The sequence below is a fragment of the Streptococcus mitis genome (assembly GCF_946188615.1).
Taxonomy (GTDB): Bacteria; Bacillota; Bacilli; order Lactobacillales; family Streptococcaceae; genus Streptococcus; species Streptococcus mitis_BZ.
The window spans coordinates 26,371-38,616 of the sequence record NZ_CAMHVK010000006.1; the positions used below are offsets into that span (position 1 = coordinate 26,371).

General features: G+C 38.0%; 11 protein-coding genes. 2 read left to right on the forward strand and 9 right to left on the reverse strand.

All coding sequences use genetic code 11. From position 1 onward, the window contains the following. Positions 1–103: 103 nt before the first annotated feature. Both OCF95_RS06950 and pbp1b read right to left on the reverse strand, forming a co-directional pair. The gene (locus OCF95_RS06950) at positions 104–1,015 is read right to left on the reverse strand and encodes a DMT family transporter (protein WP_261037790.1); all 912 of its coding nucleotides are present in this window, start codon (positions 1,013–1,015) and stop codon (positions 104–106) included. Between the two features lie 56 nt (positions 1,016–1,071). Continuing rightward, positions 1,072–3,558, reverse strand: a complete 2,487-nt coding sequence (gene pbp1b / locus OCF95_RS06955) for a penicillin-binding protein PBP1B (RefSeq protein ID WP_261105122.1) — start codon at positions 3,556–3,558, stop codon at positions 1,072–1,074. A gap of 141 nt (positions 3,559–3,699) precedes the next feature. On the opposite strand from pbp1b, the gene tyrS reads away from it, so the two are divergent. Next, positions 3,700–4,956, forward strand: a complete 1,257-nt coding sequence (gene tyrS, locus OCF95_RS06960; protein ID WP_000546884.1) for a tyrosine--tRNA ligase — start codon at positions 3,700–3,702, stop codon at positions 4,954–4,956. Positions 4,957–5,033: 77 nt separating this feature from the next. Here the strand turns inward: tyrS and OCF95_RS06965 are convergent, their stop codons facing one another. After that, positions 5,034–7,097: a heavy metal translocating P-type ATPase gene (locus OCF95_RS06965; protein ID WP_049500520.1), complete on the reverse strand. Its 2,064-nt coding sequence runs from the start codon at positions 7,095–7,097 to the stop codon at positions 5,034–5,036. A gap of 1 nt (position 7,098) precedes the next feature. Then, the gene (locus OCF95_RS06970; RefSeq protein WP_000910910.1) at positions 7,099–7,377 is read right to left on the reverse strand and encodes a DUF6110 family protein; all 279 of its coding nucleotides are present in this window, start codon (positions 7,375–7,377) and stop codon (positions 7,099–7,101) included. 151 nt (positions 7,378–7,528) lie between these two features. Here OCF95_RS06970 and OCF95_RS06975 point away from each other — a divergent pair, with 151 nt between their 5' ends. Then, positions 7,529–8,377, forward strand: a complete 849-nt coding sequence (locus OCF95_RS06975; protein ID WP_261105123.1) for a putative RNA methyltransferase — start codon at positions 7,529–7,531, stop codon at positions 8,375–8,377. 105 nt (positions 8,378–8,482) lie between these two features. Here OCF95_RS06975 and OCF95_RS06980 read toward each other — a convergent pair whose 3' ends face one another. The 5 genes from OCF95_RS06980 to OCF95_RS07000 form a co-directional block, all read right to left on the reverse strand. Further along, the gene (locus tag OCF95_RS06980) at positions 8,483–8,689 is read right to left on the reverse strand and encodes a hypothetical protein (protein WP_000265676.1); all 207 of its coding nucleotides are present in this window, start codon (positions 8,687–8,689) and stop codon (positions 8,483–8,485) included. Between the two features lie 589 nt (positions 8,690–9,278). Continuing rightward, positions 9,279–10,028 (reverse strand): ABC transporter permease, encoded by a 750-nt coding sequence (locus tag OCF95_RS06985; RefSeq protein WP_261105124.1) that lies wholly within the window; start codon positions 10,026–10,028, stop codon positions 9,279–9,281. After that, on the reverse strand, positions 10,021–10,845 hold the full coding sequence (locus tag OCF95_RS06990; RefSeq protein WP_261105125.1) for an ABC transporter ATP-binding protein: 825 nt from the start codon (positions 10,843–10,845) through the stop codon (positions 10,021–10,023). Before OCF95_RS06990 ends, OCF95_RS06985 begins: the two co-directional genes overlap by 8 nt. 41 nt (positions 10,846–10,886) lie before the next feature. Next, on the reverse strand, positions 10,887–11,108 hold the full coding sequence (locus tag OCF95_RS06995) for a hypothetical protein (protein WP_033679542.1): 222 nt from the start codon (positions 11,106–11,108) through the stop codon (positions 10,887–10,889). A 158-nt stretch (positions 11,109–11,266) separates the two neighbouring features. Beyond that, positions 11,267–12,163, reverse strand: coding sequence for a helix-turn-helix domain-containing protein (locus tag OCF95_RS07000; protein WP_261105126.1), 897 nt, complete (start codon positions 12,161–12,163; stop codon positions 11,267–11,269). Between the last annotated feature and the right edge of the window lie 83 nt (positions 12,164–12,246).

The window sequence follows — 12,246 nt, forward strand, 5'->3', positions numbered from 1 at the left end:
CAAGCCCCTACCGATACAACCTAAAAACACTCTTCACAACTATCTCCCCGTGTTTTATTGACTATTCTAGTATAGCACACTTTTAGAATTAAGAAAAGACTTTTTATTTACTTTCTTTCGCTTCTTCTACCGATAGGAAAATCATGGGCAAAATAATCAAGGCCATAGCTAGAAGAAGGGACCAATCCACTACCAATCCTAAAAATAAAACACTCAAAAGGGCAGAAGAGAGAGGCTCACTGGCACTAATAACGGAAACCACCAAGGGAGAAACCAAGGACACAGCCTTCATGGAAATGAAAAAGGCAAAAGCTGTCCCAAAGAAAGCGATAATGAGACAAATCAAGATACTCCAAATATCAAGAGTAAAGGAAAGCTGATAAACTGGTGAGAGAACATTGCTAAATAAACCTGCTAAAATCATACCCCACCCAACCGTGGGTACAAAACCATAGCGCTTCGCAAAAGGTTGAGGCAAGATAACATTAAACATGACCCCCATGGCACTCAGCAAACCCGTCACAAGCGCTAGTGGTGTCATGGATAATTGAGAGAGATCTCCCTTTGTCGCCATCAGGCAAACACCCAACATGGCAATCAAAACATAGAAAATAGCACTTTTGGACGCTCGTTTTTTATAAATTAAGCGATTGTAAAAGAGGATAAAAACTGGACTAATAAACTGTAAAATAGTTGCTGTCGCTGCATTTGAGTATTCTACACAGAGATAGAAAAAATACTGAACTGAAAAAATCCCCAAAATAGCATAGGCTAAAAAGGGCAGGTAATTTTTCTTATCTCGCCAAATATCTAGCACTTGCGATTTTAATTGCATTGCTGACCAAATAAGCACAAGACTCCCTGCCAGCGTCAAACGCATAGAAGTAATCCAACCAGAGGACACTTGATAATGAGTAAAGAAATATTCTCCTAAAATTCCACAGATTCCCCAGATTAAGCCGGATAGGAGCGAATAAATAGTTCCTTTAACAATCTTTTTCTGATACTGATTCATACCTTTATTGTAACACGAAAGGAAAAAAGAAAAAAGTGGCAATCAATACCACTTTCCTATCTTCTACTATTTGATTGCGTAGATGATGAACTTGATGTACTGCTAGAGCTAGCACTTGAACTACTACTTGAACTGTTATTCGAACTAGTACTTGAGCTAGAAGGAGTTGGCAATGTGCTAACGATACTTGACCAAGCATTTTGGTAATCTGCTTCACTTCCTCCAATAGCAAAGTGATAGCTTGTCGTAGGAGCTCCCGCCTTATTAGCCCAATAGCTCGTTACAGTAGAACCTGAAAGATCAACTGTTTTTCCATTAACGGATACTTTGCCTGGCTTCTGCCCCGTAGATCTGAGAACCTGAGATTGAGTCACACTAGAGTCAAGATTAAAGCGTTCATTGCCCCAAACACCAGGCTCAGCCTGTTGAATAGCATTGACCAAGTAGGCCATATATTTGGCATTTCGATAATGCCCAGCCCCCTTAGCCATTGGGCGGTTGTCGTCATGCCCTAGCCAACCACCTAGAGTCAATCTTGGCGTTGAAAGCATGAGCCACATGTTTTCATCTTCATTGGTTGTACCAGTCTTACCAATCCAGTCTGCACGAGCTAAGCTTGAATTGATAGAAGCCAAATCCGTTTGGAAACTTGAAGTGATTCGAGATGAAATCACCTCACGAAGCAAACTCTGCATAATTGTTGCTGTTGCCTTCGAGTACACTTGAACTGGCTTGTCTTGGAATTCATAGATTACTCTACCGTCAGATGATTCAATCTTAGAAATCACATGTTTCTGATGGTAAACACCGTTATTAGCAATTGTTTGATAACCATTGGTATGCTGGGCAACTGTGACTTCAATCCCACCACCCATAGGCAGACTTTCGATACCGTACTCCGGAATCTCGTAACCCATTTTCTCCATGTAACCCTTGACATCCACACCCTTCTCACGCAGCATTCGATAGGTCCAATAGGCTGGGATATTCCACGAATAGTTCAAGGCTTCACCCAAAGTCATCATGCCTGTACCTGGACTATTTACATACATGATAGGATTGCCATTAGAGAATTTTGTCGGATAATTGGACAAGATACTAGCGCTACCCATCAAGCCTTGGTCAATGGCAATACCGTAGGCCAATAAAGGCTTGGTTGTAGAGGCTGGCGAGCGCTTAGTGTCAAAGGCGTGATTGTTTTGGTTAGTCTGGTAATTACGACCACCAACAAAGCCTAGAACAGCCCCCGTTTTATTGTCCATCAAAACATTCCCTACTTCAGGCTGCCCAGTCGAATCATCTACCAAACGACCGTAGTTAGCAACTGCATTTTGCATGGCGTTATGGATTTTTTTATTGATCGTTGTCGTGATTTTATAGCCGCCATTACTTAGTTCCTGCTCAGCTCGCTCATGATAAGCCTTTTGAATCGACTCGTTTTTCAACTCTTGGCTAGAGACATTGTCCTGTTGAACTAAGTAATCATACATGCGATCTGTAGCTTCAGCCATAGCTGTAAAGTAGAGATAATCCCTCGAAACAACATTGATAGATCCTGATGGCAAGAAATCTTGCTTGAGATTATAATCCTTGTACTGGTCGTATTCTTCCTGAGTCAGAGCACCCGTACGGTACATGTTGTAGAGAACATCCTTGGCCCGCTTCAAACCAAGTTCTAAGTCTTCATCACTCTTTAACTCTCCAGTATTTTCATAAGGGGAATAAGTAATCGGACTCTGTGGCAAACCTGCTAGGAAGGCAGCTTGGGGAATACTCAGCTTGTTGGCATCGATACCGAAAATCCCTTTAGCAGCTTGCTGGGCACCTGCAATATTCTGTCCTTTATGATTTCGACCAAAGGGAGCAACATTGAGATAAGTAGTCAAGATTTCATCCTTACTCATGCTGCGTTCCAAGGCAAGGGCATCAACAATTTCTGTAGCCTTACGAGCCAAAGTCGGAGCATCTCCAACCACTTGTTGTTTGATTAACTGTTGGGTCAAGGTCGAGCCCCCGCTAGATGAGCCCAAACCTGCAAAGGTTCCCAAAGTCGCTCGAATCACAGCTTTGGGTACAACCCCATTATGTTCAAGAAAATGTTCGTCCTCAGTAGCAACGATAGCCTTTTTGAGATTGTCTGATATTTCCTCAGATGAAACAGAAGTTCGCAGTAGGTCACTCTCGATAGAAGCAATGACACTCCCATCTGCGTAAACAATTTCTGAGATGGAAGAAATATTTTTAACCTGCTTGACCAAGTCCTCCGCTTGGGGAACCTTGGCCTTGTCAAACAAAGCAACTCCATAACCAAGAGCTACACCAGCACCAAAAAGCCCACCGATAAAGCCTAGAATAAATAGAGTATTCAAAATTCCCTTGATAGCAACTAAAATGCTACCTAGGATAGCCAGAACTTTCCCACCTGTCTCATCCGACTTCTTCTCTTCTGAGACTTTCTCTGATTTTCTATGATTTATTTTTGATTTTACTAGCTGGAAAAATTCCAGCATTTTTCGTTTTAATTCATTTAATTGATTTTGCATGGATTTCCTCACTCTATCTATTATACCATAAAAGGTAAACTTTCAATAAAATAGCCACTTTCTTCCTTATTCTACTAGGCTATTGCCCAAGTTTGTGATACAATAGGTAGAAACAATATTTTTAAAAAGGAGAAAAGACACATGCACATTTTTGATGAGCTAAAAGAGCGTGGTTTGATTTTTCAAACGACTGATGAAGAAGCTTTGCGTAAAGCCCTAGAAGAAGGTCAAGTTTCTTATTATACTGGCTACGATCCAACTGCTGACAGCCTTCACCTAGGCCACCTTGTCGCAATCTTGACAAGTCGTCGCTTGCAACTAGCAGGTCACAAACCTTATGCGCTCGTTGGCGGTGCTACAGGTCTCATCGGAGATCCGTCCTTCAAAGATGCTGAACGTAGTCTCCAAACAAAAGACACAGTAGATGGCTGGGTCAAGTCTATCCAAGGACAACTTTCTCGTTTTCTTGACTTTGAAAATGGTGAAAACAAGGCTGTCATGGTCAACAACTACGACTGGTTTGGCAGCATCAGCTTCATTGACTTCCTCCGTGATATCGGAAAATACTTTACTGTCAACTACATGATGAGCAAGGAGTCTGTGAAAAAACGGATCGAAACAGGAATTTCATACACTGAGTTTGCCTACCAAATCATGCAAGGTTACGACTTCTTCGTTCTTAACCAAGACCACAACGTAACGCTTCAAATCGGTGGTTCTGACCAGTGGGGAAATATGACAGCTGGTACCGAATTGCTTCGTCGTAAGGCTGACAAGACAGGCCACGTTATCACTGTTCCACTGATTACCGATGCAACTGGTAAGAAATTTGGTAAATCAGAAGGAAACGCAGTCTGGCTCAATCCTGAAAAGACTTCCCCATATGAAATGTACCAATTCTGGATGAACGTTATGGACGCTGACGCTGTTCGCTTCTTGAAGATCTTTACTTTCTTGTCACTCGATGAGATTGAAGACATCCGTAAACAATTTGAAGCAGCTCCACACGAACGTTTGGCACAAAAAGTCTTGGCTCGTGAAGTCGTGACTCTTGTTCACGGAGAAGAAGCTTACAAAGAAGCCCTCAACATCACTGAACAACTCTTTGCAGGAAACATCAAAAACCTTTCTGTTAAAGAACTCAAACAAGGACTTCGTGGAGTGCCAAACTACCAAGTTCAAGCAGATGAAAACCACAATATCGTTGAACTGCTCGTCTCATCTGGTGTAGTTAACTCAAAACGCCAAGCCCGTGAAGACGTCCAAAACGGAGCTATCTACGTAAACGGCGACCGCATCCAAGACCTTGACTATGTCTTGAGTGACGCAGATAAGTTAGAGAACGAACTGACCGTTATCCGCCGTGGGAAGAAAAAATATTTTGTATTGACTTACTAAACTGTTCAACATTTACCTATAAAAAAAGGAGTTAACCTCGAGAAAGGTAACTCCTTTTTGCTGTTAATAACTCTCATCTATCTATTTTTAATAGACAGGCTACGCAGTACAATGCGCAAGGTTGTTAGATTATGTAAGATAGAGAGATTTGAAGGACTGAGCCAATTAAATAAGCCAAAGCCAATCAAACTACTATTTACGACAACGGTATCTTGAATATTCTTCTTGATGAGTGTTTGCAAAGATGATGATAGCCAATCCAACTCTTGGAAGAAATCCAAACGATTATCTAACAATAAGATATCACTCATCTGCTTAGAAATATCTGCACTCTCATTCATCACCACACCGATATCTGATAGGGTTAGAGCAGCTGAGTCATTCAAGCCATCTCCAACCATCAAAATAGTGTGACCTGCTTTCTGCAGTTCCTCTACTAACTCAAATTTTCCATCAGGTTTCAAGTCTGTATAGACCTGATCAAAGGGCAAATCTTTGACTAATTCCTCTGTTCTAACCAAGGTGTCCCCTGTTGCCAGAATCAATTTTTTCCCTTGTGCCTTAAGTTTCTCCAAGGCTGCTTTTGCTTCTTTTCTCAAAGGAGTATGAATGCAGAACATTCCAATCAATTCATTCTGATAAGCCAAGAATAAGAGATTGTAGTGACTCTTGTACTCTTCAATTAAAGCATTTTGTTCTGAACTGATATGAATCTGCTCATCCTGCATCAAGACATAATTCCCAATAAGAACTGGTTGCCCATCTATATGAGATTTGATCCCCTTGCTTGCAATATATTGGAGTTTCCCATGCATTTCCTCATGTTCAATCCCCTCTATCTCAGCTTGCTTGACGATGGCATTAGCAATAGGATGATAAATGTGTTCCTCAAGACAGGCACTGATTCTGAGAATATCTTCCTCACTATAGTCCCCAAAAGGTAACACCTTTTCAACTATAGGATAACTAGTTGTGATTGTTCCCGTCTTATCAAACAAGAAAGTATCAACTTCCAGATATTTCTCCAGAACATCCCCATCCTTAATCACCATTTCACGATTCAACCCCTCCTTGATAGCTGTTAAATAAGCTACAGGAGTAGAGATTTTCAAAGCGCAGGAGAAATCGACCAATAGGAAAGAAATAGCCTTAGAAAAAGAACCTGTTAATAGGTAAGTCAGCCCAGCCCCCAAGAAATTATATTTGACGACCTTATCCGCCATCTTGATGAAATAGCGTTGTTTCGTTTTCTTGTTTTCTTCAGATTTCTTCATCAACTCAATCAGCTGTAAAATCCGGCTGTTCATCTGATTATCGGTTACACGAATGCGTAACTCTCCAGTTTCTAATACTGTATTTGCACAAACCAAATCAGACTCTCTTTTTTCAACTGGAAAACTCTCTCCCGTCAAGGAACTTTCGTTGACCATACCTAAACCTGAAACTACTTGTCCATCAAACAAAATTTCATTTCCTTGAGATAGTACCAAGACATCTCCTATTTGAACATCGGAACTCTTGATACTAACGACCGTATCGCCCTGTACCAAGAATACATCGCTTTCTTTTGCAAGAAGGCTTTGTTCTAAATCTGTTGCAGTTTTTTTCAAGGACCACTGGTCTAAATGATTCCCCAAATCAAGCATAAACATGATGTTGCTGGCAGTCTTGGATTGGTTCATAAACAAAGACAATAAAATAGCCGAACAGTCCAAGACCTCCATCGTTAGTTCCTTACGCGCTAGTGTTTGATAGGCTTCTCTAATATAGCCAAAAGCCTGATAACAAGTCCATATATAGCGAATAGGATACGGCACAAAACTACGAAAAAGTATACGCTTAATCGCTGCACCTGAAACAATAGAATAAGCACTCTCTTCTCTACGAATGGGAAGAGTCATCAACTCAGAAACTTTCCCTTTATCAATTCTTTTTAAAAAGGCTTCTGCATTATCTAATACAGAAAAGCCTTCTTTTATACGTAGAGTAAAGTGCTGTTGATCCATGTAAAACTGGATAGACTCAATCCCCTTTTCATCTCTCGCCAAGGAACGAAGATAGTCTTGAATATCCAAGGTGAGTGAAAAAGAAGATGATAGTCGGATATGTTGGTATCCTCTATGTAGCACTTTAAAAGACATATTATTCTCCTATAAGGCTATCTAATTGCTCTTCTTTTTTCTCTTGCTCGTACAAATATTTGGCATCTTGCAAGACATCGTCTCCATGTTGTTTCACAACAGAAACAGATGCATCTAGCCCGTCTTTCAACTTGTAAGCCTTAGCCAAAGCTTTAGAATAACCTTTTTTAGCTTCCTTACTTGCTAAGATTTTCAAGCCAAGGGTACCAAATGCGACACCACCCAAAAAGAGTGATGATTTTTTCGCAACTTTTGCAACGGTTAATACTTCTTTTAACATACTTATTTCCTCCTTATCATTATTATATAGAAATTTAGATATAAAAGCAATTTTATTCTATAAATTGGAGAATTAGTTTTATTTCTACTGAATCTCCCATCTACTTATTCCTAAAGTTGCTTTCATTTGCCTCTTTTGATACACTTAAACTATGAATACAAATCTCAAACCCAAACTTCAGCGTTTTGCTTCTGCTACTGCCTTTGCCTGTCCTATCTGTCAAGAAAATCTGACTCTGCTAGAGACTAGTTTCAAGTGTTACAACCGTCATTCTTTTGACCTGGCGAAATTTGGCTATGTCAATCTAGCCCCTCAAATCAAGCAATCTACTAACTATGACAAGGAAAATTTTAAAAACCGCCAACAAATCCTAGAAGCCGGCTTTTATCAAGCTATTCTAGAGGCCGTCTCTGATTTACTTTCAAACTCAAAAAATGCCAAAACAATTTTAGATATCGGTTGTGGTGAAGGTTTCTATTCTCGTAAACTCCAAGAAAGCCATCCTGACAAAACCTTCTATGCCTTCGACATCTCCAAAGATTCTGTCCAAATCGCTGCCAAGAGCGAACCCAACTGGGCAGTCAATTGGTTCGTTGGTGACTTAGCTCGTCTTCCTATAAAAGACGCTAGCATGAATATCCTGCTTGATATCTTCTCACCTGCCAACTATGGAGAATTTCGTCGCGTTTTATCCAAAGATGGTATCCTGATAAAGGTCATTCCAACTGAAAATCACCTCAAAGAAATCCGCCAGAAGGTACAAGACCAGCTGACAAACAAGGACTATTCCAACCAAGATATCAAAAATCATTTCCAGGAACACTTTACCATCCTATCTAACCAAACGGCCTCTCTGACTAAGACTATCACAGCAGAGCAGCTCCAAGCCCTACTCAGTATGACTCCTCTCCTCTTTCACATTGACCAGAGCAAGATTGACTGGAGCCAACTGACAGAGATTACCATTGAGGCTGAGATTCTGGTTGGGAAAGTACTCTAATTGACACAAAAAACCGCATTTCAAGAAAATCTGCGGTTTTAAATTTCAATTTTTAAACTATCTATCCCAAAAGTCTAAAACATTTAAAGCTTTTAGCTTCTCCATTTATTTTCGATTCGAAATAAAAAACTTATCAATAAATAGCAAGTGAAATAAGGCAAGTGTAATTCCCGATAAGCACCCATGATAAGAGATTTCTTGATGGGTAAGGGGGTAAAGATTACTATTACCCGCCAAGAGGCATGTTAAAATAACAAATAGAATCCAAAATAAATCCGTCCATTTATATTTTGAAAAATATTTTTTCCACATAAGAACACCTTCTTTCCTATAATCATATTATAACACTTTATGTAAGCGGATACAAGAGATATAAGGTAATCAACTACAAAGAAATATAAGGCTGAAGACAGTGAAAACCAGCATTTTAAGCGCTGGTTTACTGTTTTAAACTAGGTTTCTTACAAGCTTACTAACACTTAGCTTTTAAAAAAGTTAGTTTTTGAAGCGCTTGGATAAATAGAATTTATAAAACAGAAAAAACTAAAAAGAATGTAGGGAAATAAACCCTACATTCTTAAAATAGCTTAGTACATAAATGACAATGCTGCCGCCGCCGTCAATATTGCAAGAACTATTTTCCAAATTTTTTTATTTTTTCCAAAAATCTTATCAGGTAACAAGCTTATTACAAGAAAGGTAATAAACAACACCAATTTAAGTGTATGTATCATAAGAACACCTTCTTTCCTACAATCATATTATAATACTTTGTGTAAGCGAATACAAGGGATATGAGGTAATCAACTACGAAGAAACAGAAGGCTGAAGACAGTAAAAACCAGCTTTTTAAGCGCTGGTTTATTGTTTTAAACTAGGTTTCTTATAAAGATTACTAACACTAAGCTTTAAAAAAAGTTAGTTTTTGAAGTTGATTAATTGTTAATTTTCCAAACTGTACTTTTTTTTTATTTTTCAATCCCCAATAACTAAGGGCAAGTAATGCTACAACCCAAGCAAAAGTGATCCCCAAACTGTCAAAATTCAACTTGAAATCTGGTTTATTAAAGAAATCTACATAAACTCCTAAGAAGGTTGTATCCATGAATTTCTTGACCTCTGAGCTAACTTGAGCAAACATTGGCAAGAATGAGAGACCAAGCATTGGAATCAAACCATAAACCTGAGCTTGCGTTTGTGTCTCTGAAATAGCTCCAATCACCAAATTTAAGAGGATTGTACATAATGCTACCAGAGAAGCTACTACAAGGTATACAGGATAATCTTTGGCAAAATCAACTTCAACCATAATAGGGAAGGAAATAACTGAAGCCAAAGCAAAGATTATAGGATAAAACAACACGGAAACAAGATATTCTCCACGGCGAACTCCGCTTAAAATAAGTGTTTTAAAAATTCTTTTTTCTTTTTCCTCTGCAATAGAGTTTGAAATCATTGACCCAGAAGAAAATGAGAATGCCATTGTTAAAGAGCTATACAATAGCACTTTCCCTTGAGTGCCATCTGTATTCATAAAATTTTGGAAGAGTAGAACCAGAAAGAATGGGAATACTACCTGTACCAAAGTGTTTTTGTTTGTTAATAATACTTGTGTCCTCAACCAGATAAGGGCTAAAATTCTCTTAAACATCTAATTTTTCTCCTGTCAATTTAATAAAAATATCTTCTAAAGTTGGTTCACATGAGTGAATCGTCATTATTTTTTTATAATCTTCTTGCTGCAAGTCTTCGAATCGCACTACTTTTTTAGTCGAATCACTATAAGTTACTGCAACTTTTTTTTCCGTGTTGTATTTTAGGATAATTTCGCTTGGGCTTCCTTGTTCAATAAGATCACCTTTATTCAAAAGAGCTAGGTTATCACATAATAAAGTCGCCTCATTCATATCATGAGTAGTTAAGAAAATGGTTGTTCCTCTTTCCTTTAACTCCTGTAGTAATTTGTGAATCTTCTTTGAGGTGGTGGGATCTAACCCACTTGTAGGTTCATCTAAAAATAGAACTTTAGGATAATTGATTAAAGCACGAGCTAAAAGCATTCGTTGACGCATTCCTGTAGAAAGTTTCTCAGCTGGAGTGTCTTTACTATCATACAGACCAACTTGTTTTAGAATTTCTTCAATTCGAGATTTTGAAACTCCGTATAGTCTTGCAAACAGTAACAAGTTATTGTACAAACTTAATTTTTCGTAATAACCACTTGTGTCACCTACTAAACCTAACTCTTCAAAATCTGACGGAAGTAATTTTTGAGAATCTTTCCCTAATAATTCTGTCTTTCCGCTGTTAGCCTGTAGCTGTCCTGTCAGAATATTGATCATTGTTGTTTTCCCTGAACCAGATGGACCTAGGAATCCAAAAATTTCTCCTTCGTTTATTGAAAAACTAATTTGATTTAAAGCAATATTATCTCCAAATCGCTTTGTAACTCTTTCTACCTTAATCATTTTATTACCTCTTTCTAATTTTAATTTCTATTTTAGAAACTTCACTCACTCCCATCGGTTATGTCAACAACTCTAATTCTAGGTTTTAAGTTGGAGTCCATTTTGATTTCTCTCATTTCATTTGGAAGTAAGAGAACTAATTTGAGCAACTTCTCATCAAGTGTTACTTTACATAGGCGTCTGCTATCTAGACTATTTTTGATAATCAGATAGTCCTTCTTGACAAACTTTTCATCCATATAATAGTCAATTGTTTTTACCATATTTTCCTCCCGCTTGCTAATCTACATCCCGTTAAATAGAAATGTTTCTAGCATTGCGTTCTGCTTAACTTATTTACAATAACAGTATATCCCTTACGAGAGTAAAAAAACAGGACATAAATGTCCACTGACATTTATGTCCTGTTTTTAAATTGAAATTATGGAAAATCCTTATTTTTTTCTTCTATCACTCGATTTTTAAAATTCATGTCATTCAAAAATTCTGCCCCATTAATAGCTTTTTCATAGTATTGCAGGGCTTTTTCTTTATCTTTTTCTCCGTATAAGTAATATTTTGCTTCAATGAAGTCTACAGTTGGTTTTAAACTAGTATCTCCGATGTCAATCATAATTTCTCTTAACATACTCAATATTTCAGGTATAAATTCATGATAATCAATGTCAAGCTGATAAAATATTAAACCTAGTAGTACTCTTTGAAGCAAGTGAGCATAGTTTGTATCATCATAGTTTGTTTGAGATACAATATTTAGACAAACTTTTTTTAAAGTTATTTCATCTCGTTCTGAATTAACCGCTAGAGATAAAAAATATAAGTACAATATCAGTAGATCATTTGTCGAATATTCTGTTCTCAGCATTGTTTGCTCAAAATACTCCTCAATCAAGCCCTCTCCAAATTCAGCGTTTTCAGAAACATATACATCATCGATAGCTTGTAGAACCTCAACTGCTACTTTCTCATCTTCAGGGAGTTGGTCATAAAAACGTTCCTGAATTTCTTCAAAGATAGCTTCACGTTGGCGGATTTTTTCTTCATCGCCATGAATAGATTGACGAATCAACTTCGTTTTTAATTTTAAATACTCTTTAGGAACAATTAGTAATCGTTCATCAATTAACTGAGATATCGGAACTCCTAACACTCCAGCTATATAGTCTAGTTTAGCTAAACTGGGCAAGTTATTTCCTGTTTCAATTCGGCCTAACTGACGAACAGTAAGTTCTTTTTCATCTCCACAAAAGGCTTCCCTACTCAAGCCTTTTTCAGTCCGTAAGGTACGAATTCGTTTTCCTATTTCTAAATTTTTCATCTCATTCCTCTATAAATAGACTTTTGCACACAAAAAATAAAAGTAGTTATGACTATTTGTTATCAACTATTACTTCAAATATA